Annotated in this window: 20 protein-coding genes and 1 pseudogene; 8 read left to right on the top strand and 13 right to left on the bottom strand. The window is 72.1% G+C overall.

Going from position 1 to position 25,383, the window contains the following annotated elements:
- Positions 1-33: 33 nt before the first annotated feature.
- Both IEZ06_RS05925 and IEZ06_RS05930 read right to left on the bottom strand, forming a co-directional pair.
- Positions 34-996 (bottom strand): type I phosphoribosyltransferase, encoded by a 963-nt coding sequence (locus tag IEZ06_RS05925; protein WP_203871829.1) that lies wholly within the window; start codon positions 994-996, stop codon positions 34-36.
- A gap of 591 nt (positions 997-1,587) precedes the next feature.
- Positions 1,588-2,172 (bottom strand): TIGR02452 family protein, encoded by a 585-nt coding sequence (locus IEZ06_RS05930; protein ID WP_189235611.1) that lies wholly within the window; start codon positions 2,170-2,172, stop codon positions 1,588-1,590.
- A 562-nt stretch (positions 2,173-2,734) separates the two neighbouring features.
- Here IEZ06_RS05930 and IEZ06_RS05935 point away from each other — a divergent pair.
- From IEZ06_RS05935 to IEZ06_RS05950, 4 genes are all read left to right on the top strand, one after another.
- Entirely contained in the window at positions 2,735-3,676 is a 942-nt protein-coding gene (locus tag IEZ06_RS05935; RefSeq protein WP_189235612.1) for an acyl-CoA desaturase, read from the top strand.
- Positions 3,677-3,800: 124 nt separating this feature from the next.
- Positions 3,801-4,793 (top strand): TetR/AcrR family transcriptional regulator, encoded by a 993-nt coding sequence (locus IEZ06_RS37100; RefSeq protein ID WP_268245580.1) that lies wholly within the window; start codon positions 3,801-3,803, stop codon positions 4,791-4,793.
- 117 nt (positions 4,794-4,910) lie between these two features.
- Positions 4,911-6,974 (top strand): RNA degradosome polyphosphate kinase, encoded by a 2,064-nt coding sequence (locus IEZ06_RS05945; protein ID WP_189235613.1) that lies wholly within the window; start codon positions 4,911-4,913, stop codon positions 6,972-6,974.
- Positions 6,967-7,854 carry an NUDIX hydrolase gene (locus IEZ06_RS05950; protein WP_229797814.1) on the top strand — a complete coding sequence of 296 codons (888 nt, stop codon included), beginning with the start codon at positions 6,967-6,969 and terminating at the stop codon, positions 7,852-7,854. Before IEZ06_RS05945 ends, IEZ06_RS05950 begins: the two co-directional genes overlap by 8 nt.
- Positions 7,855-7,987: 133 nt before the next feature.
- Here IEZ06_RS05950 and IEZ06_RS05955 read toward each other — a convergent pair whose 3' ends face one another.
- Entirely contained in the window at positions 7,988-9,469 is a 1,482-nt protein-coding gene (locus tag IEZ06_RS05955; protein ID WP_229797821.1) for a CYTH and CHAD domain-containing protein, read from the bottom strand.
- A 65-nt stretch (positions 9,470-9,534) separates the two neighbouring features.
- Positions 9,535-10,314, bottom strand: a complete 780-nt coding sequence (locus tag IEZ06_RS05960) for a trans-aconitate 2-methyltransferase (RefSeq protein ID WP_229797815.1) — start codon at positions 10,312-10,314, stop codon at positions 9,535-9,537.
- A gap of 57 nt (positions 10,315-10,371) precedes the next feature.
- Here IEZ06_RS05960 and IEZ06_RS05965 point away from each other — a divergent pair, with 57 nt between their 5' ends.
- Positions 10,372-10,902, top strand: a complete 531-nt coding sequence (locus tag IEZ06_RS05965) for a MarR family winged helix-turn-helix transcriptional regulator (protein ID WP_189235615.1) — start codon at positions 10,372-10,374, stop codon at positions 10,900-10,902.
- A 54-nt stretch (positions 10,903-10,956) separates the two neighbouring features.
- On the opposite strand, the gene IEZ06_RS05970 is transcribed toward IEZ06_RS05965, so the two are convergent.
- The 5 genes from IEZ06_RS05970 to rsmA form a co-directional block, all read right to left on the bottom strand.
- On the bottom strand, positions 10,957-12,783 hold the full coding sequence (locus IEZ06_RS05970; RefSeq protein WP_189235616.1) for an ABC-F family ATP-binding cassette domain-containing protein: 1,827 nt from the start codon (positions 12,781-12,783) through the stop codon (positions 10,957-10,959).
- A gap of 108 nt (positions 12,784-12,891) precedes the next feature.
- Positions 12,892-13,455, bottom strand: coding sequence for a hypothetical protein (locus tag IEZ06_RS05975; protein ID WP_189235617.1), 564 nt, complete (start codon positions 13,453-13,455; stop codon positions 12,892-12,894).
- An 82-nt stretch (positions 13,456-13,537) separates the two neighbouring features.
- The gene (locus IEZ06_RS05980) at positions 13,538-13,984 is read right to left on the bottom strand and encodes a MarR family winged helix-turn-helix transcriptional regulator (protein WP_189235618.1); all 447 of its coding nucleotides are present in this window, start codon (positions 13,982-13,984) and stop codon (positions 13,538-13,540) included.
- Positions 13,985-14,023: 39 nt separating this feature from the next.
- Positions 14,024-14,926: a 4-(cytidine 5'-diphospho)-2-C-methyl-D-erythritol kinase gene (locus IEZ06_RS05985; protein ID WP_189235619.1), complete on the bottom strand. Its 903-nt coding sequence runs from the start codon at positions 14,924-14,926 to the stop codon at positions 14,024-14,026.
- Positions 14,927-15,016: 90 nt separating this feature from the next.
- Entirely contained in the window at positions 15,017-15,862 is an 846-nt protein-coding gene (rsmA, locus tag IEZ06_RS05990; protein WP_189235620.1) for a 16S rRNA (adenine(1518)-N(6)/adenine(1519)-N(6))-dimethyltransferase RsmA, read from the bottom strand.
- 234 nt (positions 15,863-16,096) lie between these two features.
- Between rsmA and IEZ06_RS05995 the strand changes: the two genes are divergently transcribed.
- Positions 16,097-17,920, top strand: a complete 1,824-nt coding sequence (locus IEZ06_RS05995; protein ID WP_229797822.1) for a serine/threonine-protein kinase — start codon at positions 16,097-16,099, stop codon at positions 17,918-17,920.
- Positions 17,917-19,401, top strand: a complete 1,485-nt coding sequence (locus tag IEZ06_RS06000) for an FG-GAP repeat protein (RefSeq protein WP_189235622.1) — start codon at positions 17,917-17,919, stop codon at positions 19,399-19,401. The genes IEZ06_RS05995 and IEZ06_RS06000 overlap by 4 nt, the downstream gene beginning before the upstream one ends.
- Positions 19,402-19,414: 13 nt before the next feature.
- Here the strand turns inward: IEZ06_RS06000 and IEZ06_RS06005 are convergent, their stop codons facing one another.
- The 3 genes from IEZ06_RS06005 to IEZ06_RS06015 all read right to left on the bottom strand — a co-directional run bounded on the left by IEZ06_RS06005 (position 19,415) and on the right by IEZ06_RS06015 (position 23,604).
- Positions 19,415-20,260: a TatD family hydrolase gene (locus IEZ06_RS06005; RefSeq protein ID WP_189235654.1), complete on the bottom strand. Its 846-nt coding sequence runs from the start codon at positions 20,258-20,260 to the stop codon at positions 19,415-19,417.
- 96 nt (positions 20,261-20,356) lie between these two features.
- Positions 20,357-22,135 carry a methionine--tRNA ligase gene (gene metG / locus IEZ06_RS06010; RefSeq protein ID WP_189235623.1) on the bottom strand — a complete coding sequence of 593 codons (1,779 nt, stop codon included), beginning with the start codon at positions 22,133-22,135 and terminating at the stop codon, positions 20,357-20,359.
- A 170-nt stretch (positions 22,136-22,305) separates the two neighbouring features.
- Positions 22,306-23,604, bottom strand: a complete 1,299-nt coding sequence (locus IEZ06_RS06015; RefSeq protein WP_229797816.1) for a glycosyltransferase — start codon at positions 23,602-23,604, stop codon at positions 22,306-22,308.
- A 100-nt stretch (positions 23,605-23,704) separates the two neighbouring features.
- On the opposite strand from IEZ06_RS06015, the gene IEZ06_RS06020 reads away from it, so the two are divergent.
- Positions 23,705-25,249, top strand: coding sequence for a hypothetical protein (locus tag IEZ06_RS06020; RefSeq protein WP_189235624.1), 1,545 nt, complete (start codon positions 23,705-23,707; stop codon positions 25,247-25,249).
- Here the strand turns inward: IEZ06_RS06020 and IEZ06_RS06025 are convergent.
- A pseudogene (locus tag IEZ06_RS06025) lies at positions 25,165-25,383 on the bottom strand (phospholipid carrier-dependent glycosyltransferase); the annotation flags it as partial. The gene IEZ06_RS06020 and the pseudogene IEZ06_RS06025 sit on opposite strands and share 85 nt — an antisense overlap.

Below are 25,383 nucleotides of genomic sequence, written 5' to 3' on the forward strand. Positions count from 1 at the left end.
ACGGGTTGATCACCCATCGAGACAAGCCCGCCTCTACCTTACCGGGGATGGCGGTCTTCCGCCGATCGAGATCCGCCAACTCCTGGCGGCCCGCCGGACGACCGGCTTCGAGACAGAGCGTTCACCCCCCTCTGATGGAGGACGACTTCCCCGCATCGCTCCGACAGCCCATCCCTCGATCATTCTGTAGACCTCTAGTGGCTTCAGCACGTCGATCCGAAGGCAGCCTCGGTAGTCGGCTCCCGTGTTGTGTCGTACCGTCTGGAAGTTATGCCGCTTGAGAGTCGCCCGCCGGAACTGATCCGGATCCGCTCCGGTCAGGTCGAGCCAGAATCTCTCGGCAGCCTCGACATCGGCGCTCTCGTGAATGTGGACCCGGAAGTAGAGGCGATCCCTTGACACGCCGGCGACGTCCATGAAGCGGAGGAACAGGAGAATGAGCCCGGGATCGCTGTTGATGAACGTGACATGGTTGGACTCCCGGTAGGGCTTGTTCTTGTAACCCTCGCACCAATAGGCGACGGCCCCGGCGATGAGGATCTCACGGTCGGTCAACCGCCCTATCTCAGCGGCCGCGGCGTCGGAAATGCCCTGGCGGGTGGCCCGACGAATCTCCCGCTCCCGCTCCCAGTAACGCTCCACGCCTTCTATATTCCGCCTTCTGGCCTCCTCCCGACTCAGCCTTCCAGTCCTCGGAAGATCTCTCACCCACAGGGACACCGAGGACTTGGACACACCCAGTTCCTCGCCTATCTCCTTGTATGTGCGGCCTTCAGCTCGCAGTTCCCGCGCCCTCCGGTGCAGATCGTCCTTGGCGTTCGCACGCAGGCGGGAGTCGGGCAGCACCGTGCCCTTGAGGAGTTCGTTGAGGGTCCAATTGCTCGTCAGGCCGAGCTCCTCCTTGATCTGCATTCGCGATCTGCCCTCATCCCGCAGGGCGGCGGCCCGGAGGCGGAGGTCTTCGAAGCGGGCCATCTGTTCGGGGGTTCTGCTCATATGGGAACACTAGTTCCAGTTACTCTCGGCTTTCAAGTGATTACAGAAATCCAGAGGGCTCTCTTCGAGCTCAGCCTCGCTGTTCCAGCGCGGCAGCCGGATGTCTCGCTGGAACAACGAACCTCATCCGGTGGCGCGAGGGGATGTCGCGATCGGGCGGTGACCGCTGAGGAGATCGCCCATCAGCGGTGGGTCGGCACCACGGCCTGCCGATCGCATCCCACCACCCGCCACCCACCGCTCCTGGCGCCGTCCCCAGTGCCCCACCGCCGCGAAGAACTGCAGCTCCGGCCCGAACTCTGCTCACCGGTTCCAGGTCCCACACGTACGCCGCCGTCGCTGCCGGTCATGACGGTTGTCGGGCATACGACTGCCGGGGCAGCCGGGCGTCCGGCTCCGAGGCCGCTTCCAGCAGCGCCATCACCGATCAGGGTTCCCGCTCATCATCGCCGGGTCGGGTACCGACGGTGAAGCGGAGGGCGCGCCGCATGGGGATGCATTGCATCCGCTGTCATGCTGATCGCCGGCCGTGCCTTCGTCGACCGACTGGTCGCGTGTACCCGAGAGCGATCGCCGTCCAGCGCCGTTCCACTACCGGGAGACTGCGCTCTCTCTGCTGGAGAAGACGCGGGCGAACGCGGTATAGGCCGGCGTACCGGGATGTCGGTCGAGTACGGCGAAGTGAACCTGGTCGAAGCGGTTGCGCGTGGCCAGCGCCCGGGCGAACGCATCGGCGACCAAACCGGGATCGTTGCCGAACACCCCGCATCCCCACGCGCCGAGCACCAATCGGCGGTGACCGTGAGCTTCGGCCACATCGAGCACGCGAACCGCCCTCTCCCGCAGGACGGCCGGGACACTGTCCGCCAACTGCGGCTGGTTGCGCGCGATGACCCCCGCGTTGGGCGCGGCCGAGGTCAGGAAAGCCACCCGGTACGGCTCGTCGAGCATGCGACCCTTATCGTCGCGGAAGACCGGCACACCGGGTGAGTGGATGACCCGATCGCTGTATCGCAGGTCGCCTTGGGCGCGATGGTAGGCGTAGAGCCGGGTGTTCGCCACGGCATGCGTCACGTCGTCCGCCAGATGCACCCACCGGCCGGCTGGCGATGTGTACCCACCGCGTTGGACGATGGCGACCGTATCCCGTGCGATCGCGCGCAGCCGACTACTCATGATCCCCATCGTGGCATCCGGGCGGCTCCCATCACGAGGGATTTGTTCCCGGGTGGCACATCCGTCGAGCCCTAGGCTCTCGCCCGCGGCGGGGGGGCCGCCGGGCATTCTTCCTGTCAGCCCGTCCGCTCGAGCAGGGCGATCTACTCGCCGAAGCCGACCAGCAGGCCGCCACCCGCAGCGCGATCTTCGAGTTCATCAAGGGCTGATACGACCTGCGCCGGCCGCACAGCGCTCTGGGCCACGTCAGCCCTGCCACCTATGAGGCCGCTCACGCGGCCTGACCGCCATACCAAAAGTGTCCGTCGAAGCGGAACGAGCTCATCCTGCGCATGGAGCGGAGACGGGCCAGGATTACCGATCATCGGGCGGGGCAGCAGGACCGCGATGGGACCCCTAGCAGGCCGGCCCGAGGGCGGCAAGTCACGGCGACGTCAGGAAATCGCCGGAAAAGAGTCCTGTTCACGGCGTTGGCGCTTTAGGGGTTCTAACTTACTGTTGCGTAGGTTACGGTTGCGTAGGCAAGCAGAGCGCACGCCCTTCTCGATTCATGAGGTACCGCATGACAGTCGTATCCGACCGTCCCGCACCGGGTCCCAAGCCGGAGCTCGACCCGGAGCGGAAGACGCTCCCCGAACTCATCACCTTCGGCGTGGTCGTGGCCGCGCCGCTGATCGCCCTGGTCGTCGCGGTCCCGTTCGCCTGGGGCTGGGGGCTGGGCTGGGTCGACATCGCGATCGCCGCCGTCTTCTACGTGGTGTCGGGGCTGGGAATCACGGTCGGGTTCCACCGCTACTTCACGCACGGTTCGTTCAAGGCGAAGCGCCCGCTGAAGCTGGCGCTGGGCATCGCGGGCAGCATCTCGCTGGAGATGTCGGTGCTCGACTGGGTGGCCACCCACCGCAAGCACCACAAGTTCTCCGACAAGGAGGGCGACCCGCACTCGCCGTGGCGGTTCGGACCGGGGTTCTGGTCGATGGCCAAGGGCCTGCTCTGGGCGCACATGGGCTGGCTGTTCGAGACGCACCGCACGAACCGGGAGAAGTACGCCCCGGATCTGCTGAAGGACCCGGACATCATCAAGCTGCACAAGTGGTTCCCGGTGCTGGCGATCACCTCGCTGGTGGCCCCGGCGGTCCTGGGCGGCCTGATCACCTGGTCGTGGCAGGGCATGCTGACCGCCTTCTTCTGGGGCACGGTGGTCCGGATCGGGCTGCTGCACCACGTGACGTGGTCGATCAACTCCATCTGCCACGTCTTCGGCGAGGAGGCCTTCGAGTCCCGCGACAAGTCCCGCAACGTGTGGTGGCTGGCCATCCCGTCCTTCGGCGAGTCCTGGCACAACCTGCACCACTCCGACCCGACCTGCGCCCGCCACGGCGCGCTGAAGGGCCAGATCGACCTCAGCGCCGGAGTGATCCGCTGGTTCGAGAAGGCGGGCTGGGCCTACGACGTCCGCTGGCCGACGCCGGAGCGCCTGGCGGCGAAGCGCATTGGGGGCTGACCGGCCCGCGGGGACCGTTCCGGCGGTCCCGGTGGCGATGGCGGTCCTGCCCGGCACGGCGCTCGCGGTGGTTCCGTCCCGTACGGCTCCCGCCTCCCCGGTCGCCGGCGTCATTATTGGTCGTGTGAACGAACCTCGGCGGCGGATGACCGGTAAGGAGCGCAGGGAGCAGCTGATCCAGGTCAGCCGCACCCTGTTCGCGGAGAAGGGGTTCGACGGCACGTCGGTGGAGGAGATCGCGGCGAGCGCCAACGTCTCCAAGCCGGTGGTCTACGAGCACTTCGGCGGCAAGGAGGGCGTCTACGCGGTCGTCGTCGACCGGGAGATGCAGAAGCTGCTGGGCATGGTGACGGAGGCGTTGTCGGCCTCGCACGCCCTGGTGAAGCTGGAGCGGGCGGCGCTGGCGCTGCTGGCGTACGTCGAGGAGAACAGCGAGGGTTTCCGGATCCTGGTGCGCGACTCGCACGCGGCGTCGGGGACGGGCACGTTCGCCAGCCTGATCAACGACATCGCCAGCCAGGTCGAGGACGTCATGGTGGCCGAGTTCGCGGGGCGCGGTTACGACCCGAAGCTGGCGCCGATGTACGCGCAGATGCTGGTGGGCATGGTGGCGCTGACCGGCCAGTGGTGGCTGGACGTGCGCAGGCCGTCGCGCGAGGAGGTGGCCGCGCATCTGGTCAACCTCTCCTGGAACGGCCTGACGGGTCTGGATCCGCATCCCCGGCTGACGGCGACCTCCCGGGAGGCGGAGAAGCGGCGTCCGGTGACGCCGCGGCCGACGGACAAGGAGCTGCGGGAGCGGGAGAAGGCCCGCGAGCGGGAGCTCAAGGAGCTGGAGAAGATCCGCGAGCGGGAGCAGCGCGAGGCGGAGAAGCTGGCGCGGGAGCAGGAGAAGGCGCGGCAGCGGGAGCTGCGGGAGCGGGAGAAGGCCCGCGAGCGGGAGCTCAAGGAGCAGGAGCGGCTGCTGCGCGAGCGGGAGAAGGCCCGCGAGCGGGAGCTCAAGGAGCTGGAGAAGATCCGGCTCCGGGAGGCGAGGGCCGCCGAGCGGGAGGCCGCGAGGCTGGCGAAGGCGGTCGAGCGGGGGGCGGACCAGGAGGCTTCCCGCTCCCGGGAGTGAGCTTCCCCGTCCTCGGGAGCGGGTTCCCGCCCTCCGGATCGGGAAGGCGGGAGAAGCAACAGCGTCCGTTGAGCCGTAGTTAACGTTACGTTCAACAAAAGCGGGCATTCTGGTCATATGTCCGCAGAACCCGCGCCCCCCTCTCCGGAAGGGCTGCCTCTCCCCCAGGAGCGTTTCCTCAACCGCGAGGAGAGCTGGCTCCAGTTCAACCAGCGTGTCCTGGAGATGGCGGAGGATCCGTCCCTGCCGCTGCTGGAGAGAGTCAGGTTCCTGGCGATCTTCGCCAGCAACCTGGACGAGTTCTTCCGCGTCCGGGTGGCCGGCCTGAAGCGCCGGATGGCCACCGGCCTGCTGCTCCGCACCAAGAGCGGGCTGAAGCCGCGTGAGGAGCTGGCGAGGATCGCGGCGATCGCCGACGGCCTCGCGCAGCGGCACGCGGCCTGCTTCCACGAGAGGGTGCGCCCCGAGCTCACCGCCGAGGGCATCGCGATCGTCCGCTGGAACGACCTGAGCCGCGACGAGCGCACCGAGATGCGCAGGCTGTTCCGGGAGCGGATCCGGCCGGTGCTGACGCCGCTCGCCGTCGACCCCGCCCACCCCTTCCCCTACATCTCCGGGCTCTCGCTCAACCTCGCGGTGACCGTCCGCAATCCGGCGACCGGCCACACGGTGTTCGCCCGGGTGAAGGTGCCGGGCCGGCTGCCGCGTTTCGTCGCGGCGTCCGGGGAGCGGTTCGTCCCCCTGGAGGACGTGATCGCGGCCCATCTGGGCCAGCTGTTCAAGGGCATGGAGGTCGTCGAGCACCATGTCTTCCGGGTCACCCGCAACGAGGACCTGGACGTCGACGAGGACGTCACCGAGAACCTCATGCAGGCGCTGGAGAAGGAGCTGCTCAAGCGGCGGTTCGGCCCGCCGGTCCGGCTGGAGGTGGAGGACACCATCACGCCCGAGGTGCTCGACCTGCTGGTCGACGAGCTGGGCGTGGCCGAGCACGAGATCTACCGGCTGCCCGGCCCGCTGGACCTGACGGGGCTGCACACGATCGCCGACCTGGACCGGGGGGAGCTGAGCTTCCGCCCGTTCGTGCCGGCGGAGGTCGTGCACGTCGAGGACGACATCTTCACGGTGCTGCGGGAGCGGGACGTGCTGCTGCACCACCCGTACGACTCGTTCGCCACGAGCGTGCAGCGCTTCATCGAGCAGGCCGCCGCCGATCCGGGCGTGCTGGCCATCAAGCAGACGCTCTACCGGACCAGTGGCGACTCGCCGATCGTGGACGCGCTCATCGACGCGGCGGAGGCGGGTAAGCAGGTCGTCGTGGTGGTGGAGATCAAGGCGCGTTTCGACGAGCACGCCAACATCAGCTGGGCGCGCAAGCTGGAGCGGGCCGGGTGCCATGTGGTCTACGGCGTGGTGGGCCTGAAGACGCACTGCAAGCTGGCCCTGGTCGTGCGGCAGGAGCCCTCCGGCGAGCTGCGCACCTACTGCCACATCGGCACGGGCAACTACAACCCGAAGACGGCGCGGCTGTACGAGGACCTGGGGCTGCTGACCGCCGACCCGCTGGTGGGCGAGGACGTCACGGACCTGTTCATCCACCTGACGGGCTACTCCAACCACACGGCCTACCGGCGGCTGCTGGTCGCCCCGCACTCGCTGCGCGGCGGCCTGCTGGCCAGGATCGACCGGGAGATCTCCCACCAGCGGGCGGGCCGTCCGGCCCGGATCCGGATGAAGACGAACTCCCTGGTGGACGAGCCGCTCATCGACGCGCTGTACCGGGCGTCGCAGGCGGGCGTCCCGGTGGACCTGTGGGTGCGCGGGGTCTGCACGCTGCGGCCGGGGATCCCGGGCCTGTCGGAGAACATCCGGGTCAGGAGCGTGCTGGGCCGGTTCCTGGAGCACTCGCGGATCTACGAGTTCGGCCAGGGCCGCAGGCCGGAGATCTGGATCGGCAGCGCCGACCTGATGCGCCGCAACCTGGACCGCCGGGTGGAGGCGCTGGTGAAGGTGACCAGCCAGAAGCACCGGCTCTACCTCAGCGACCTGCTGGACCGGGCGATGGCGGAGGACACGACGACGTGGTGGCTGAACGCGGACGGCTCCTGGAACCGGCACCGGGGCGAGGACCTGCAGAGCCATCTGGTGGGCACGCGGCGGTGGAGGTCGGTAGATGACTGAGTCCGTTCGGGCGCGCACCCGTCCGGGCGGCATGATCCGTGCCGCCGGGGCGGTGGTGTGGCGGGGCGAGGAGTCGGCTCCGGAGATCGCGGTCGTCCACCGGCCGAGGTACGGCGACTGGTCCCTGCCGAAGGGCAAGCTGAAGCAGGGCGAGCACGTGATCGCCGGGGCGCTGCGCGAGGTGGCCGAGGAGACCGGGGCGACGGTCGTGCTGGGCCGGGCGCTGCCCCCGGCGCACTACATGAAGGGCGGCCGGCTCAAGCGGGTCGACTACTGGGTGGCGCGGGCGGTCGCCGAAGGGGCGCCCACCGCGGCGGACGAGGTGGACGAGGTGGCCTGGCTGCCGCTGGAGGAGGCGTGGCGGCGGCTGACCTACGAATGGGACGCCGAGCTGCTCCGGTCGCTGTCCGGGGCCCCGCTGGCGACCGTGCCGCTGGTCCTCGTCCGGCACGGCGTGGCGGGTTCGCGCGACGCGTGGGAGGGCGACGACGACCTGCGCCCCCTGGACGGGACCGGGAGGGCGCAGGCGGGGCGGCTGGCGGACGCGCTGGCGGGTTACCGCCCGGTGGAGCTGGTCAGCTCGCCGAGCCTGCGGTGCGTGCAGACCCTGGAGCCGTACGCCGGGCGGGCGGGCCTGGAGGTCCGCCGCGAGCCGCTGCTCTCGGAGAGCCGCCACGACCCCGCCGGGACCCTGCGCGTCGCGTCGGCGGTGCTGGAGTCGGGCGCGCCGGCGGTGCTGTGCAGCCACGGCAAGGTGCTCCCGGGACTGATCGCCGGACTCGTCGGCGGGCCGGACGAGGTACGGCTCGACAAGGGCGCGTTCCTGGTCGTGCACCGGGCGGGCGGCCGGATCGTCGCCACAGACCGCCACCCCGCCTGAGACGGGCCGGACGGCCCCGCGGGGGCGGGGCCGTCCCCGGTCTCCGGGTCGGTCGTCCCGGTGCCCCGGAGCCCGTGCGGTGGCCGGCCGTACGGGTGCGGGTGCGGGGCGGGCCGGACCGCCGCCGGGCGGATCAGAGGAGCCTGGCGACGGCCTTGGCCGCCCTCCGCCACACCTCGGGGAAGTCGGCGCGGGCCCGGTCGGCGCGGGCCCGCTCCAGGCCGGTCAGGACGCCGTAGGTGAAGGTGTCCTCCCCGGCCTGCCGCGCGGCGCGGGCCTCCGCCGCCAGCCGCCGCTGGGCCACCACGCCGTCCTGGTGGGCGCCGAGCACCTCCTGCACGGCCTCGGCCCGCTCGGCGAGCTCGGTCATGCCGAGGGATTCGGCGGTGTAGCGGGCCCGTTTGGCGGCCTTGCGCACCTCGTGCAGGGCGGTCTCCCGCTCTCCGGGGTCCTCCGTTTCCTGGGCGGCCTGGGCGGCGCTGTAGGCGCGGGTGACGCGCTGCCAGCTCCTGGCCGCGACGGCGGTGAGGGAGGCGGCGGGCCGGCCGGCGTCCTTGGTGAGCGCGGGGGTGGCCAGGAGGTCGTCGAGAGCGTCGAGCAGGGCGAAGTAGCGTTCGCCGCCGAGCGCCTCCCTGATGCGGTCGTGGGCCTCGTGCTCGTCGTCGAGCAGGTCGGAGCCGAGGCGGGCGCGGACCGGGCCCGCGACCAGGTCCCCGTCCAGTCCGTCCAGGGCGCGGGAGAAGCGCTCTCTGATGACCTCCAGGTCGCGGGCCTCGCCGAGGACCTCGCCCAGCCATCTGAGTTCGTCCCGCAGCGGGCGGGTGCCGGTGACGATCCCCTTGAACGACTTCAGGGCGCTCCGCGTCCGGCGGCAGGCGACGCGCATCCGGTGGACGGCGTCCTCCTCGTTCCGGCGCACCCGGGGGTCCTCGGCGAGCAGCACGGCGACCTGGGAGGCCAGGTAGCCGACGACGGCCTCTCCGGCGCTCCCCGGCGCGGTCCGCGCGAGCTGCGGGCGGGGGATCCCACGGGAGGCGCCGAGCAGGCGGGCGAGTTTGCTGGCCGATCCGGCGGGGGCCGCCCCGGCCTTGCGGAGCCGCTTGCCGACCTTGCGCAGGAGCTTCTCGTCGCCTTCGACCAGTTCGGCCTCGACCTCGCGCCAGCGCTCGACGTACGGCTCGCCGCCGAGCACGGTGCCCTTGACCCGGTCGTCGGCGATCTCCACCAGGCGGACGCCCGCGCCGTTGCGCAGGTGGGTGACCGAGCGGCGGGTGTCGAGCTCGGCGACCGGGGTGAGGGGGGCGCCTCTGGTGTAGGCGAGGACGAGGTCGGCCAGCTCGGCCGGGACGATCTTGGTGCTGGGGGTCAGCGGGCAGGTGATCTCCTGCCGGACGCCCTTGGCCTTGGGCAGTTTGAGGTGCCAGCCGGGATCGAGGCCCCCTCGGCGGCGGCGGAGGGTGATGCCGCGGGCGGCGAGCCTCAGGTCGGGGGTGTCGAAGTAGACGGCGACCAGCCGGTGGGACTTGGGACCGGCGATCTCGTCGCAGCCCGGCAGTCCCGTCAGGTCGGGGAGGCGGTAGTCCTCCGGGACGTCGAACTTGTCCTCGATCTCCATCACCACGAGCCCACCCCTTTTGCCCGACTGTTTACCACACCATCCCAACACTTACCGATAAGCCGTTATTCATCCGTGGCGGCCTTGTGCACCACGGCGAAGACGCGCCGGAAGGGGAAGGGCGTGCCGTACGGCCGGCGGGGATAGGCCTCGTTCAGCAGGATCCCGCAGTCGGTGAGGAACTCCTCGTGCTCGGCCGGGGGCAGGCGGTCGAGCATGGGCCGCAGGGCCGTGCCCGCGATCCAGCCGAGGACGGCGTTCCGGCCCGGCAGGACGTGCAGGTAGGTGGTCTCCCAGGCGTCCACCTCGCGGCCCGGCCCGGCGAGCAGGTCCAGGTAGTCGGCGGGCCCGCCCACCGGGTCCTGCCGGACCAGGTCGCCGAGCCAGTCGAACCACTTGACCCGGATCACCTCGCGGACCGCCTCGTGGCTGGGCGCGTGGAAGTTGCCGGGGACCTGGAAGGCGAGCCACCCGCCGGGGGCGAGGGCCTCGACCCAGCGCGTCAGCAGCTCCGGGTGGTCCGGCACCCACTGCAGCACCGCGTTGCACACGATCACGTCCACCGGGCGCTCGGGGCGCCAGTCCGCGACGTCGCCGACGGAGAAGGAGAGCCGGTCGCCGGCCGGGGCCCGCTCGATCATCGCGGGCGAGGAGTCGAAGCCGTGGACCTCGGCCTCCGGCCAGCGCCGGGCCAGCTCCGCGGTGAGCTCGCCGCTGCCGCAGCCCGCGTCGACGACGTGGCCGGGGCGCTCCGCGCCGATCCTGGCGACCAGGTCGCGGAAGGGACGTGCCCGCTCCTCGGCGTAGCGGGCGTAGACCTCGGGGTCCCACATATCTCTTGACATCAAGATAATCGATATCAAGTTATATATCTCGATGTCAAGACAGATACACTCCCTGCCATGACCTCGCACCACCCGGACAGGACCGAGGACGAAGTCGACCGCCTGGTCGCCGCCTGGCGGCAGGAGCGCCCCGACCTCGACGTGGAACCGCTCCAGGTGCTCAGCCGCGTCTCCCGGCTGGCCCGCCACCTCGACCGGGCCCGGCGCGCGTCGTTCGCCGAGCACGACCTGGAGACCTGGGAGTTCGACGTGCTCACCGCCCTGCGCCGGGCCGGCGAGCCGTACGAGCTGAGCCCGGGGGCCCTGCTCCGCGCGACCCTCGTCACCTCCGGGACCATGACCAACCGGATCGACCGCCTCGCCGCCGCCGGGCTCGTCACCCGCCGTCCCGATCCCGAGGACCGGCGCGGCGTCCTGGTCTCGCTGACCGACGCGGGCCGCAAGCGCGTGGACGACGCCTTCGCCGACCTGCTCCGCCGCGAGCACGAGCTGCTGGCCGGCCTCGGACAGCATGAACAGCAGGCCCTCGCGGGCCTGCTGCGCACGCTACTCATCCCTTTTGACGCGACGGACACCGGAGCACCCTGAACCACAGGACTCTCTGTGCCCGCCCTGCGGGGGATAAACGCGATCTGCGGAATGTCATTCGCCGAGGCGGTCGGCGAGCTCCATCCACGCGGTCTCGATGTCGTCCTTCTCGGCCCGGACCGCCTTGAGCTCCGCGTCCAGCTCGGCCAGGCGGCCGTAGTCGGCGGCGGCCGCCGCCATGGAGTCGTGCAGCTTCGCCTCCCGGCCGGCCAGCTTGTCGAGCTGGCGCTCCAGCCGGGAGAGCTCCTTGCGGAGCTCGCGCTCCTCCTTCGCCGACAGCCCCGGACCCGTCTCCGCGGCCGGGGCGGCGGACGCGGCGGTGCCCGAGGGGGCCGCCGGGGAGACCGCGCCGGAGCCCGAGGCCGCGCGCGCCGACAGGGCCGCACCCGAGGCGCGCCGCTGGAGGTACTCGTCCACGCCGCCGGGGAGCATCGACAGCTTTCCGTCGCCCAGCAGCGCCACGCAGCGGTCGGCGACCCGCTCCAGGAAGTAGCGGTCGTGGCTGACCAGGATCAGCGTGCCGGGCCAGCCGTCGAGCAGGTCCTCCAGCTCGTTCAGCGTCTCGATGTCGAGGTCGTTGGTCGGCTCGTCGAGCAGCAGGACGTTCGGGTCGTCCATGAGCAGCCGGAGCAGCTGCAGGCGGCGGCGCTCGCCGCCGGACAGGTCGCCGACGACCTTCCACTGCGCCTCGCCCTTGAAGCCGAGGCGCTCCAGCAGCGCCGAGGCCGTCCACTCCTTCTTGCCGACCTGGATGAACTTGCGGATCTCCTCGACGGTCTCCAGCACCCGGCGGGACGGGTCGAGCTCGCCCAGTTCCTGCGACAGGTGCGCCAGGCGCACCGTCCGGCCGCGCACGACCTTGCCGGAGTCGGGCTGGACGGTGCCGGACAGCAGCCGCAGCAGCGAGGACTTGCCCGAGCCGTTCACCCCGATCAGGCCGATCCGGTCGCCGGGGCCGAACTGCCAGGTGCAGCGGTCGAGCACCAGCGGGCCCTGGTCGGGCCCGCCCGCGTGCAGGGTCACGTCCTCCAGGTCGTAGACCGTGCGGCCCAGCCGGGCGGCGGCGAACTTCACCAGCTCGACGCTCTCCCGCGGCGGCGGCTCGTCGGCGATCAGCGCCTGGGCGGCGTCGATGCGGAACTTGGGCTTGGAGGTGCGCGCGGGCGGGCCGCGGCGCAGCCAGGCGATCTCCTTGCGCATGAGGTTCTGCCGGCGGGCCTCGGAGGCCGCGGCGATGCGGGCGCGCTCGGCCTTGGCCAGCACGTAGGCGGCGTAACCGCCCTCGTAGCGCTCGACCGCGCCGTCGACGACCTCCCACGTCCGGGTGGAGACCGCGTCGAGGAACCACCGGTCGTGGGTGACGACCACCAGTGCGGTCCGCCGCGCGGACAGGTGCCTGGCCAGCCAGTCGATGGCCTCGATGTCCAGGTGGTTGGTGGGCTCGTCCAGGATGATCAGGTCGTGCTCCTCGATGAGGAGCCGGGCCAGGGCCGTACGGCGCCGCTCACCGCCGGACAGGCTCCGCGCCGGGGCGGTCAGGTCGATGTCGCCGAGCAGGTTGGCGAGGATCTCGCGGATGCCCGCGTCGCCCGCCCACTCGTGCTCCGGCCGGTCGCCGAGGACGATCTCGGCCACCGAGCGCGCGGGGTCGAGGTCGTCGCCCTGCGACAGGGTGCCGACGTGCAGGCCGCGGTTGTGCGTGACCCGGCCCTCGTTGGGCTTCAGGTGGCCGGCGATCACCGAGATCAGCGTCGTCTTGCCGCCGCCGTTGCGACCGACCACGCCGATGCGGTCGCCCGCCTCGATGCCGAGGGAGACGTCCTTCAGCAGCGGCTTGGGCCCGTAGGAGTGGGAGACCGACTCAAGATTGACCAGATTCATCTTGTGACAAGGGTATCCGAGGCTGCGCGGGGCTCCGGCTTCCCGGCGGCGCGCTCCCCGTACCGCGCCGCCCCCCGGCCGGGGCGGTCCGCCCTGCCGGGGCGGCGCTCAGGAGTAGTCGGATCCCGGGCGGACGATCATGAGGACCACGACGGCCGCCCAGAGCAGGTTGTAGACCCCCGCGAGCATGCTCAGGGTGCGCAGCCGCCCGCCGTCGTCGGGGTCGGCGAGCGCCTCGCTCTGCAGCGGCCGGATCCACAGGGCGAGCAGCCCGCCCGCGGCCGCGGTGAGGGCCATGGAGACGCTGATCCAGATCTCACCGATCCGGCCCTGGACGAAGGCCAGGACGATCCCCACGACGGGCACGACGACGGCGAGCACGCCGTAGCCGCGGGTGATGCGGTGCATCGCGACGGCCACGGCCCGGTTGCGGTCGCCCGGCGCCTCCGGACGCGGATCGGCGGTCGCGTCGGCGGCGGCCGGGTCCACCGCGGCCGCGCCCGCCGGGACGCCCGAGGCGACCGGGACGGCCGGCGAGGCCGCGGCGATCGGGGCGGCCGGCGAGGCCGCGGCGATCGGGGCGTAGCGGGGGAACAGGCTCGCCGCGACCGCGGAACCCCCGACGAACACGATGCCGGCGAGCACATGGATCGAGAGCAGCAGACCTTCCACAGGTTTCTCCCATCGCAACCTTCAGAATGCCTGAAGCCTAACAGATGCTTCAGGCGCCCTGAAGGTTGCGGCGGGGGCGGCGTCAGGGCCGGGAACGCCCGTCGAACACGGTGCGCACGGTGTCGGCGACCTGCCGCTGGACCGGGTCGGCGTCCGGGCCGAACAGCCGCTCGTCCACCCCGGCCACGGCCTTCATCGCCTCCCGCATGAGACGCTCGCCCTCGGGCGTGAGCTCGATGGCCGAGGCGGAGCCGGCGCGGGCGGTGGTGTCGCGGACCAGCCCGGCGCCGGACAGCGCCTTCACCGCCGAGTGGACGCTCTGGACGGTGATCCCCGACATCCGCGCCAGGTCGCTGAACGAGGCGCCGGGCACCCCGGAGATGTGTCCGAGCAGGCCGAACCTGCTCACCGTCAGCCCGAGCGGCGCGAGGGCCGCCCCCAGTTCGGACTCGATCCGGTGCGCCAGGGTGAGCAGCACGATGGAGGGGCTGGTCGCCGGCGGGCCCGGACGGGCGTTCTCGATCGTCACCTCCCAAGTCTCCCGCACCGCTCCTGGAGGGACCGCGCACTACACGACGGCGGGTCCCGGCACGGGGCCGTGGGCGGTCAGGACCTCGCGGGCCACGCCCGCGCCCCGCAGCGCCCCGGCCAACTCCCCGGCGTGCGCCTCGGAGGCGGCCAGGAAGGCGCAGGTCGGCCCGGAGCCGGAGACGATCGCACCGAGGGCGCCGTGGCCGCGCCCGGCGTCCAGGGTGGCGGCCAGGGAGGGGCGCAGCCGCAGGGCGGCCGGCTGCAGGTCGTTGGTCAGCTCGGCGCCGAGCGCCTTGGCGTCACCGTCGCGGAGGGCGGCCAGCAGCGCCCCGGCGGCCCGGGGCTCGGCGACCGGCAGCCCCTCCTCCGCCCGGATGCGGTCGCACTCGGCGTAGACCTTCGCCGTGGACAGGCCCCCGTCGGCCAGCGCGAACACCCAGTGGAACGGCCCGGCCGCCTCCAGGGGGGTCAGCCGCTCGCCCCGGCCGGTGCCGACGGCGGTGCCGCCGAGCAGTGCGAACGGCACGTCGCTGCCGATGTCGGCGGCGATCTCCGTCAGGTCCTCCAGCGGCAGGCCGAGACCCCACAGCTCGTTGCAGGCGACCAGCGCCGCGGCGGCGTCGGCGCTGCCCCCGGCCATGCCGCCGGCCACCGGGATCGCCTTGCGGATGGCCAGGCTCACGCCGTACGAGCGGCCCGCGTGCCGGGCCAGCGCGACGGCGGCCCGGATGGCGAGGTTGTCGTCGTCCTCGGGCACCTGATCGGCGGACTCGCCCTCGACCCGGACGCTCATCCCGGTCTCCGCGACGGCCGTCACCTCGTCGAAGAGCGAGACCGCGTGGAAGACGTTGACCAGGTCGTGGTAGCCGTCGTCCCGGAGCGGCCCGACCGCGAGCTGCAGGTTGACCTTGGCGGGGACGCGGACGGTCACGGAGTTCATGCGGCGCCCTCCACCGGCTCTTGCTCATGCATGGTCACCGATGGTAACGGGGGCGCCGCCCCGCCCACGCCAGCCCGCCGACAAATCACACTATGTGCGGTTCTCGGCGATCCGTGCGAAATCTTCCACCGTGAGCTGCTCCCCCCGCTCCGAGGGGTCGATCCCCGCGGCGCGCAGCGCGCTCTCGGCGGCGGCGGCCGTACCCGCCCAGGAGGCCAGGGCGGCGCGGAGGGTCTTGCGGCGCTGCGCGAAGGCGGCGTCCACGACGGCGAAGACCTCCTCGCGGGTCGCCCCGGTCGCCGGAGGCTCCCGGCGGGTCATCGCCACCAGCCCGGAGTCCACGTTGGGCACGGGCCAGAAGACCGTACGGCCGACCGGGCCGGCGCGGCGGACGTCGGCGTACCACGCGGCCTTGACCGAGGGGATCCCGTAGATCTTCGAGCCCGGCGCGGCCGCCAGCCGGTCGGCCACCTCCGACTGGACCATGATCAGGACGTTGCGCAGCGAGGGCAGGACCTCCAGCAGGTGCAGCACCACCGGCACGGAGACGTTGTAGGGCAGGTTCGCCACCAGCGCGGTCGGCCCGTCCTCCGGCAGCTCCTCCGGCAGCACGCGCATGGCGTCGGCGAGCACCACCGTGAGCCGGCCGGCCTGCTCGGGGGCGTGCTCGGCGACGGTCGCCGGGAGCTGCGCGGCGAGGACCGGGTCGATCTCCACCGCGACCACCGAGCGGACCTCCGGCAGCAGGGCCAGGGTGAGCGAGCCCAGGCCGGGGCCGACCTCGATCACCACGTCGTCGGGGCGCAGCTCCGCGGTCCGGACGATCCGGCGCACCGTGCCGGCGTCGATCACGAAGTTCTGGCCGAGTTTCTTGGTCGGGCGGATGTCCAGCCTCTGTGCAAGATTACGTATCTCCACCGGGCCCAGCAGGCTCATGCTCGATCTCCGCCCCCGGGCGCGGCGCAGGTGCGCACCCCGCCGTGCCTGCGGTCTCGTCCGCGTCCGATCACTTTCCCTCTCCCCATGCCATCCGACAAGTCTCGCGCATCGAATGCCGTGCGAAGACGCATCCTGGACACGAAAGGCTCGCCTGTGGATACCGTTGTCCCCCGGGGGACGGCCTTCGAGGGCTCATTCGAGGGCTCAAGGGACGATGATCTTTTGGGTGAGGTGGCCGTGGACCAGCCCGGCGTCGAAGGGCTCCGCATCGGCGATCCCGAGCGGATCGGGCCGTACCGCCTGCTCGGACGCCTCGGCGAGGGCGGCATGGGGACCGTCTACCTGGCGCAGGCGCCCACCGGGCGGCCGGTCGCGGTCAAGGTGGTGAAGGCGGAGTTCGCGATCGAGGAGGGGTTCGCCTCCCGGTTCCACGCGGAGGTGGAGAACGCCCGGCGGGTGGCCTCGTTCTGCACCGCCCAGGTGCTCGACAACGGCAACGCCTACGACGGCCGGCCGTACATGGTGACCGAGTACATCGCGGGCACCCCCCTGTCCCGGCAGATCTTCCAGCACGGCGCGCTCGAACCCGGCCCGCTGCACGGCGTCGCCCTCGGCGTGGCCGCCGCGCTGGCCGCGATCCACGTGGCCGGGCTGGTCCACCGCGACCTCAAACCGGCCAACGTGATCCTGTCGCTGTCCGGACCCCGGGTGATCGATTTCGGCATCGCCCGCGCGCTGGACTCCACCTCCGGCTTCACCAAGTCCGGCGAGGTGCTCGGCAGCCCCGGCTGGTGGGCTCCGGAGCAGGTACGGGGCCAGGAGATCACCCCGGCGGCCGACGTCTTCGCCTGGGGCTGCCTGGTCGCCTACGCCGGGAACGGCCGCCACCCCTACGGCCGCGGAAACATGATCACCATGGCCTCCCGGCTGCTCAACGGCCCGCCCGACCTGGGCGCGCTCCCCGCCCCGCTGAACGACCTGGCCCGGCTGGCCACCTCGATGGACCCCTATCAGCGCCCGACCGCCCAGGACCTGCTGATCGCCCTGGTCGGCGGCGGCATCGCGCTCCCGACCCCCGCGGCCTCCGTTCCGGTGGACCCTCCCACGCTGGTCGCCACCGACGCGCTGGCCGAGTCGTGGCAGGCCCCGCCCAACGTCGAGTCGGACGCCACGCTGACGCTCAGCGTCCTCGACCTCCAGGTCCCGGCCGCACCCGCGCCCGCGGAGCCCTCCACGGTCCCGGGAGCCGCCACGGGCCCCTCGGTCCCCCCGGCGCACACCGCGCCCGCCGGAGCCGCCACCGCCACGCCTCCGAAGCCCGCCACCAGGCCTTCCGCGCCTCCGGGGCCCGCCACCGCGCCTTCCGTGCCTCCGGGGCCCCCGGCGATCGCGTCTTCCGCGCCTGCTGCGGCGCCGGGATCCGCCGCGGTCTCGGGCCCCGCCTCCTTCTCCGCCTCTGCGGCGACGTCGGCGGCTCCGGCCGGACCCGCGGTACCGGTGAAGCCGCCGGCCCCGGCGGAGCCTCCCCGTCGGTCCGGCCGGACGGGGACGCCCCGGTGGCGGTGGGTGTTCGCCGGACTGGCCGTGGTGGCGGCGCTGGCCGTCACGGGGGTCGTGCTGGCGAACGCCGTCGGCGGAGGGCGGAGCCCGGTGCCGCCGCCGACCTCCACCGCGGGCGCCGACGTGGGCCGCCGGATCGCACTGGGCGCCGCCGTCGGCGGCCCGCAGCTGATCGTGCCCGTCGCGCCCTCCTGCGATCTGACCTCCTACCGGGGGACCGCCCCGGCCCGCGGGCGGTTCTGCGCGGTCCGCTGGACCCTGTTCAACACCGGCGGCGAGGAGGTCCGACTGGGCCGCGCCCCGCTCATCCTGGTGGACGACCGGGGCGCCGCGCACACCCCCGAGCCGGTCTCGTCCGCACTGCCGCCCGTCCTGGCCCCCGGCGGCAGGGCGGACGGGGTGCTCGTCTACGACCTGCCGCCGCCCCGCAAACCGCTCAGGCTCACCGGCCCCGGGATCGAGGGCGGCGAGGACGTCGAGGTGAGACTGTCTTGAGACTCCTGGCCGCCCTCGTCGCCGCGGTGGTGCTCCCCGCCGCCCCCGCCGCCCCCGCGGCCCTCGCCGTCCCCGCCCTCCCCGCGCTTCCGGCCCTTCCGGCCCTTCCGGCGCTCCCCGCCGCCGGTCACCTCCCCGCGTCCGCCTGCGCGGGAACCGGCACGGGCACGGGGGACCCCGGCGGGGACTTCGACGGCGACGGGGTCGACGACGCCGCGGTCGGCGACCCGCTGGCGGACGCCGGGGACCCGGAGGGCTCCGGGAAGGTCGAGGGCGCCGGAACCGTGCACGTGCTGTCGGGCGTGGCCGGACAGGGCGGGGAGGCGACGGTCGTCACCGCCCCCTCCCCCGCGGCGGGCGACGGCTTCGGCTGGTCGGTCCGGCTGGTCCACCTCGACGGCGACCGCTGCGCCGACCTGCTCGTCGGCGCGCCGTACACGGACGTGGCGGGGGTGCGGGACGCGGGCGCGGTCTACGCCGTGTACGGCGGGGGGAGCCGGGAGCCCGTCCGCCTGGCCGCCCCGGTCCCGGAGGCGGACGCCCACTTCGGCTGGTCCCTGGCCGGGCGCGGCCCCCTGGTCGCGGTCGGGGCGCCGCACGAGGACTCCGAGGGGGTGGCCGACTCCGGTGCGGTCTATCTGTTCGAGACGTCCGCGCTCGGCACCGCCCGGCGGCTCTCCCAGAACACCGAGGGGGTCACCGGCAACGGTGAGGCCGGGGACATGTTCGGCTGGGCCGTGGAGCTCGGCAGGCTGGGCGGGAACGCCGGGGAGCCCGACCTCGCGGTCGGCCTGCCGTACGAGAACGACGACGGGCAGGGCGTGCAGGCCGGTGAGGGGAACCTCGACTCGGGCGCGGTGACCGTCCTGTTCGACGTGCGGTCCAGGACCGGTGCGCAGCTGTCCAGGAAGTGGGACCTCCGCGAGGTCCTGGACGCCGACGCGGGTGACCGGTTCGGTTACGCCCTCGCCTACGCCGAGCAGGGCGACACGTCCTATCTCGCGGTGGGCGCCCCGCTCGGCGACGGCGGATCGGTGCGGGACTCCGGCCTGGTCCAGCTCTTCCAGGCGTCCAGCACGGCGGAGATCACGCCGGGTCCCACGCTCAGCCGGGGCGCGGAGGGCTCCCCCGGCGGCGGGTACGGCTCCGCGCTGGCGTTCGCCTCCGGCGGGGACGTACGGCTGGCCGTGGGCGTGCCGTTCGACGGACCGGATCAGCGGGGAGGCGTCCACCTGGTCCCGCCCGCCGATCCGGCCCGGTCCCGGATGGTGCCCGGGACCGAACCCGGCGGGCGCCTGGGCTGGTCGCTGGCCTCCGCCGGGAACAAGCTGGTCGCCGGCGCCCCGGACCACGGTCCCTCCGGGGCCGTGGCGCTGCTGGGCCGCAACGACGGAGCGGTCGCCCTGCTCTCCCCCGGCGCGGGCCGGATCCCGGCCGTCAGCGGCGGCGCCTCCGTCGACTTCGGCGCGGCGGCGGGCTGAGGGCTCCGGGCCGTCACCACTTGCCGAAGGCGGCCTCCCCGTTCGCGCTGACCGCGGCGGCGAGCTCGTCCGCCTCCATCCCCTTGACCTCGGCCAGGCAGCGCACGATCAGCGGGATGAGATAGGGCGCGTTCGGCTTGCCTCGGTGCGGGACGGGCGGCAGGTAGGGCGCGTCGGTCTCGACCAGGATCAGCTCCGCCGGGGCCACCGCCGCGGCCTCCCGCAGGTAGCCGGCGTTCTTGTAGGTCACCGGCCCGGAGAAGGACATGAAGTAGCCGGCCTCCGCGCACTTGCCGGCCATCTCCGCGTCGCCGGAGTAGCTGTGGAAGACCACCACGTCGGGTGCGCCCGCCTCGGCGAGCACGCGGAGCACGTCGTCATGGGCCTCCCGGTCGTGGATGACCAGGGCCTTCCCGGTCCGTTTGGCGATCTCTATGTGCGCCCGGAAGCTCGCGTGCTGGTCGTCCTTGGCGGCCCAGTCCCGGTAGTAGTCGAGCCCGGTCTCGCCGACGGCCCTGACCTGCGGCTCACCGGCGAGCTCCTCGATCTCCGCGAGGACCTCCGGGGTCGCGGCGTGCGCCTCGTTGGGGTGGATCGCCACCCCGGCGTAGACGTCGCGGTGGAGCCGGGCGACGTCGGCGTTCCACCGGGACGAGGCGAGGTCGTAGCCGACCGTGATCAGCCGGGTCACCCCGACCGCCCGCGCCTCCTCGACGATCCGCTCCACGCTCGCCTCCGCCGCCTGCGCGGCCTGGGCGACCGGGTCCCCGGAGGACGCCTGGCGGTTGCCCACCATGATGTCGAGGTGGCAGTGGCTGTCGAACACTTCACCGGTCAACGGCTCCGGCGCGGCTGGCATCGTGGTCACGCCGCCCAACCTACCGCCTGGAGATCGGCCGTCCCGCGGACGGACGGCCGCCCGGACCGTGCCGGTCCGGGCGGCCGAGAGGCGCGGCTACTCGCCGAGGCGGGCGAGCTCCTCATCGACGATCTTCGGGTCGAGCTTGCGGAACAGCGGGGTCGGCGGGGCCAGCGGGGTGCCGGGCCTGATGGGGATGGACTCCCAGCGGGCGGCGCCCTCGTAGGACCCGGTGATGACCGGGTAGCTCCGGCCGTCCTCGTCGACCTCCTTCATCTCCGGCATGCCCGACCAGACGCCGGTGCCGCCGAGCATCGCGTAGATCTTGTTGGAGGAGGTGGGCAGGAACGGGGTCAGCAGCGTCTTGGCGTCGTCGACGACCTGCAGGGCGACGTGCAGGATGGACTTGACCCGCTCGGGGTCGTCCTTGATCTTCCACGGCTCCTGCTCCGCGAGGTATCTGTTCGCGTCGCGGACGACGTCGAACGCCTCGTTGACCGCGTTCTTGAACCGGGAGCGGTTCAGCTCCGCGCCCACCGGGCCGAAGGCCGCGCGGGACCTGGCCAGCAGGGCGCGGTCGGCGTCGGTGAGGTCGCCCGCCTCCGGGACGACCCCGAAGTTCTTGGCGGCCATGGAGATCGAGCGGTTGACCAGGTTGCCCCAGGCCGCCACCAGCTCGCCGTTGTTCCGGTTGAGGAACTCCGACCAGGTGAAGTCGGTGTCCTGGTTCTCCGGCCCGGCGACCGCGATGTAGTAGCGCAGCGCGTCGGCGTCGTAGCGGGCCAGGAAGTCGCGGACGTAGATGACGACCTGGCGGGAGGAGGAGAACTTGCGCCCCTCCATGGTCAGGAACTCGCTGGAGACCACCTCGGAGGGCAGGTTCAGCGCGCCGAGCGAGCCGGCCGTGCCGCCGCGGGCGCCCTGGCCGTTGTAGCCGAGCAGCAGCGCCGGCCAGATCTCCGAGTGGAAGACGATGTTGTCCTTGCCCATGAAGTAGTAGCCGCGGGCGTCGGGGTTCTGCCACCACTGCCGCCAGGCGTCCGGGTCGCCGGAGCGGCGGGCCCACTCGATGGAGGCGCTCAGGTAGCCGATGACGGCGTCGAACCAGACGTAGAGCCGCTTGTTGGCCTGGTCGCTCCAGCCCTCCAGCGGGATCGGCACGCCCCAGTCGAGGTCGCGGGTGATCGCGCGCGGCTGCAGGTCGCCGAGGAGGTTGAGGGAGAACTTCAGCACGTTCGGCCGCCACTCGCCCTGCTTGGACTGCAGCCAGGTGCCGAGCACCTCGGCGAAGGCGGGCAGGTCGAGCATGAAGTGCTCGGTCTCCACGAAGACCGGCGTCTCGCCGTTGATCCGGCTGACCGGGTTGATCAGCTCGATCGGGTCGAGCTGGTTGCCGCAGTTGTCGCACTGGTCGCCGCGGGCCCCGTCGTAGGAGCAGATCGGGCAGGTGCCCTCGATGTAGCGGTCGGGCAGGGTGCGGCCGGTGGACGGCGAGATCGCCCCCATCGTGGTCTTGGGGAAGATGTAGCCGTTGGCGTGCAGGCCCTTGAAGATCTCCTGCGCCACCGCGTAGTGGTTGGCCGTGGTGGTCCGGGTGAACAGGTCGTAGGACAGGCCCAGGGCCGTGAGGTCCTCGGCGATCAGCCGGTTGTAGCGGTCGGCGACCTCGCGGACGCCCAGGCCCTCCTTGTCGGCCTGGACCTGGATGGGCGTGCCGTGCTCGTCGGTCCCGCTCACCATGAGGACCTTGTTGCCCGCCATCCGCTGGTAGCGGCTGAAGACGTCGGACGGCACGCCGAATCCGGAGACGTGCCCGATGTGGCGGGGGCCGTTGGCGTAGGGCCAGGCGACCGCGGTCAGGATGTGCTGGGACATGTCTCCAAGCCTAGAGCCTGTCCTGTGAATCTTCCGCCCGATTAGGCCCCGATGCCCGGACGGCGGGTCACGCCGTACCGCCGCCCGCTCGGGCCCCGGTGCCGGGGCCGCGGGTCACGCCGTACCGCGGATCCTCCATCCGAGCGGACCCCGGCGCCCCGGACGGCGGGTCACGCCGTGCCGCTGTCCGCGCCCGTCTCCACCGGGACGCCGCCGTCCGCGGTGCTCCCAGCGCTCCCGGCGCTCCCGGCGGTCCCGGCGCGCTCCCGGCTGACCGCCTCGGCGGCCTCCTCCGCGGCGGAGGCGGCCACGTCGATGGGCGTCTCCTTGGTGCGGCGGATGCCGAGGATGCTGATGAACAGCGCCGCGAAGATGGTCTGGAAGCTCATGATCAGCGCGGTGGCCGAGGGCACCACGATGCGCAGCGACTCGGACGGGATCAGCGGCCCGAAACTGCGGGTCTGCCAGTGGACCAGCGAGGCGACCAGGCCGCCCAGCCCGGCCAGGGCCAGCAGGCCGCCGGCGATCAGGCCCTTCTCCAGGCTCACGATGTCGACGAGCTTGCGCACCCGCCGGTCCTCCGGCAGGAACCCCTCCTCGGCGGCGTACACCTTGGTGAACAGGGCGAACAGCACCGCCTGGAAACCGATCACCAGCATCGCCGAGGCGCCGACGAGGGTGTCGACGTCGAAGGCGAGCTTGCCGATGTAGACCGGGCCGAAGGTCAGCAGGGTGCCCGCGACCAGGCCGAGGGTCATCATGACCAGGCCGGGGATGAAGAACAGCCAGCGCGGGCTGTAGAGCATCAGGAAGCGCAGGTGGCGCCAGCCGTCGCGCCAGGAGCGCAGGTGCGGGGGCCGGCTCCGCCCGTCCGGGGAGAGCGTGGTGGGCACCTCGCGCACGTCCAGTCCGGACAGCGTCGAGCGCACCACCATCTCGCTGGCGAACTCCATGCCGCCGGTCTGCAGGCCGAGCCTGAGGATGGAGTCGCGCCGGAAGCCGCGCAGGCCGCAGTGGAAGTCGCCGATGGCGCTGGGGAAGAACAGGCGCCCGATGAAGGAGAGCACCGGGTTGCCGAGGTAGCGGTGGAGCGGGGGCATGGCGCCCGGTGCGATCCCGCCCTTGAAGCGGTTGCCCATCACGAGGTCGGCGCCGTCGCGCAGCTGCTCGACGAACGGCATCAGCGCGGTGAAGTCGTAGGAGTCGTCGGCGTCGCCCATGATGACGTACGTCCCGCGGGCGGCGCGGATGCCGCCGATGAGGGCGTTGCCGTACCCCTTGGCGTCCACGTGCACGACCCGCGCCCCGGCGTCCCGGGCCAGCTGCTGCGAGCCGTCGGTGCTCCCGTTGTCGGCTATCAGGACTTCTCCGTCGATCCCGTGTTCCCGCATGCAGGCCAGGGCCTTGCGTACGCAGGTCTCCACGGTCTCCGCCTCGTTGAGGCACGGCATGACCACGGTCAGTTCCACGTCTCGAACCCTTCAGTCACGGCACAGGCAATCCCACCATGATGCCCTCTCGCCCGGGTGCCCGCGTCGAGTCCGTCAAACGGCTGGCATTCTGTAATGCATGGTGACCGTCGCGGATCCTCCACCTCCGACCGGTGCGCGCGCCCGTCTCCGGGCGTTCCTGCACCGCCACCGCGTGTTCGCGGTGGTGCTGGCGGCGGCCTTCGCTCTGCGCGTGGTCACCATGCTCGGGTACGGCCCGGCGCTGTGGTTCAACGACTCCTACGAGTACGTCTCCGGAGCAGTCAACCCCGACAGACCCAGTGCCCTGCGGCCGAACGGTTATTCCTTCTGGCTGCTCCTGCTGCGGCCGTTCCACAGTTTCAGCCTGGTGGCGTTCACCCAGCACCTGATGGGCCTGGCCGTCGGCGTGCTGGTGTACGCCCTGCTGCGCCGGAGGTTCGCCCTGCCGGGCTGGGGGGCGGCGCTGGCCGCGGTGCCGGTGCTCTTCGACGCCTACCAGATCCAGCTCGAACACCTGATCATGTCCGACACCATGTTCATGCTGCTGGTGGTGGGCGTCATCACGCTCGTGCTCTGGCACCGGCGGATGACCTGGCCGATGGGGGCGGTGATCGGCCTGCTGCTCGCGCTCACCGCGCTGACCCGCTCGATCGGCCTGCCCATCCTCGCCCTGGTGGTGGTCTACCTGCTGGTCAAGCGGTCCGGGTGGAAGCCGGTCGCGGCCATGGTGACCGCGTGCGCGATCCCGGTGGCCGGCTACATGGCCTGGTTCGCCTCGGCGCACGGCAACGTCGCGATGACCAACAGCGACGGCGCGATCCTCTACATGCGGACCGCGATGTTCGCCGACTGCAGCAAGATGGAGATCGACAAGCGCAGGGAGCTGGAGCTCGCGCTGCTGTGCATCAGCGACCCGCCGGACAAGCGGCTCTTCGGGCAGATGTACCTGTGGTGGGCGCGCAACGGCCAGCGCTTCCACGCCTTCGGGGTGGGCACCACCTTCACCCCCGAGATGAACAAGACCGCCGGCGACTTCGCCAAGCGGGCGATCCTCTCCCAGCCCGGCGACTACCTCGGCGTCGTCGCCCGGGACTTCTTCCGCGCCTTCCGCTGGGACCGGCCGCGCTTCCCCGACGCCAACACCTACCGGCAGTACGAGTTCCTCCCGGAGAACAAGGTGCTGCCCGCCTGGTCCTCGCCCAAGGGCAGCACCACCGACCGGGACGCGCAGATCTACGATCCCGGTCTGCCCACCGCGCAGATCGAGGGCAGGCTCCGGGTGATCGGCACCGACGTGCACGACCCGTGGGCCGCCTTCATGCAGGGCTACCAGCGCGTCGTCCGGCTGCCCGGCATCGTGCTCGGCGCACTGCTGCTGATCGGCCTGGGCGGGGTGGCGGTGCGCTGGCGCACGCTGGGCGGGCCGGTGCTGCTGCCGTGGCTGGCCGCCTTCGGGCTCATCCTGGCCCCCGCGGCGACCGCCGAGTTCGACTACCGCTACCTGCTGCCCGCGGTGCCGCTGGCCTGCCTCGCCGCGGCGATCACCCTGGCCCGGCGTCAGCCGGGCTTGATCCAGTCCCCGGTGAGCATCCGCGACGACCAGTCCTCGTACGGGATGACCTCGCCGGTCAGCACGGGATAGAGCCACCAGAGGTTGGCCAGCGCGAGCAGCGCGAACGTCCCGGTCAGCGCGGCTCCCAGCGCCCTGCGGTTGAGCGGGGAGTGCGCCGGGCCGATGACGAGTCCGGCGGCCAGGACGACGGCCAGGATCATGAA

The sequence above is a fragment of the Planomonospora antibiotica genome, assembly GCF_014647955.1.
GTDB lineage: Bacteria > Actinomycetota > Actinomycetes > Streptosporangiales > Streptosporangiaceae > Planomonospora > Planomonospora parontospora.

Excerpts from the sequence above, each read along its gene's own strand:
- IEZ06_RS05965 (WP_189235615.1), top strand. The coding sequence starts at position 10,372 with ATGACCTCGCACCACCCGGACAGGACCGAGGACGAAGTCGACCGCCTG.
- IEZ06_RS06020 (WP_189235624.1), top strand. The coding sequence starts at position 23,705 with ATGGTGACCGTCGCGGATCCTCCACCTCCGACCGGTGCGCGCGCCCGT.
- IEZ06_RS05985 (WP_189235619.1), bottom strand. The coding sequence starts at position 14,926 with ATGAACTCCGTGACCGTCCGCGTCCCCGCCAAGGTCAACCTGCAGCTC.
- IEZ06_RS05970 (WP_189235616.1), bottom strand. The coding sequence starts at position 12,783 with ATGAATCTGGTCAATCTTGAGTCGGTCTCCCACTCCTACGGGCCCAAG.
- IEZ06_RS05955 (WP_229797821.1), bottom strand. The coding sequence starts at position 9,469 with ATGGAGATCGAGGACAAGTTCGACGTCCCGGAGGACTACCGCCTCCCC.
- IEZ06_RS05960 (WP_229797815.1), bottom strand. The coding sequence starts at position 10,314 with ATGTCAAGAGATATGTGGGACCCCGAGGTCTACGCCCGCTACGCCGAG.
- IEZ06_RS06005 (WP_189235654.1), bottom strand. The coding sequence starts at position 20,260 with ATGCCAGCCGCGCCGGAGCCGTTGACCGGTGAAGTGTTCGACAGCCAC.
- rsmA (WP_189235620.1), bottom strand. The coding sequence starts at position 15,862 with ATGAGCCTGCTGGGCCCGGTGGAGATACGTAATCTTGCACAGAGGCTG.
- IEZ06_RS05945 (WP_189235613.1), top strand. The coding sequence starts at position 4,911 with ATGTCCGCAGAACCCGCGCCCCCCTCTCCGGAAGGGCTGCCTCTCCCC.
- metG (WP_189235623.1), bottom strand. The coding sequence starts at position 22,135 with ATGTCCCAGCACATCCTGACCGCGGTCGCCTGGCCCTACGCCAACGGC.
- IEZ06_RS05925 (WP_203871829.1), bottom strand. The coding sequence starts at position 996 with ATGAGCAGAACCCCCGAACAGATGGCCCGCTTCGAAGACCTCCGCCTC.
- IEZ06_RS05950 (WP_229797814.1), top strand. The coding sequence starts at position 6,967 with ATGACTGAGTCCGTTCGGGCGCGCACCCGTCCGGGCGGCATGATCCGT.
- IEZ06_RS05930 (WP_189235611.1), bottom strand. The coding sequence starts at position 2,172 with ATGAGTAGTCGGCTGCGCGCGATCGCACGGGATACGGTCGCCATCGTC.
- IEZ06_RS05935 (WP_189235612.1), top strand. The coding sequence starts at position 2,735 with ATGACAGTCGTATCCGACCGTCCCGCACCGGGTCCCAAGCCGGAGCTC.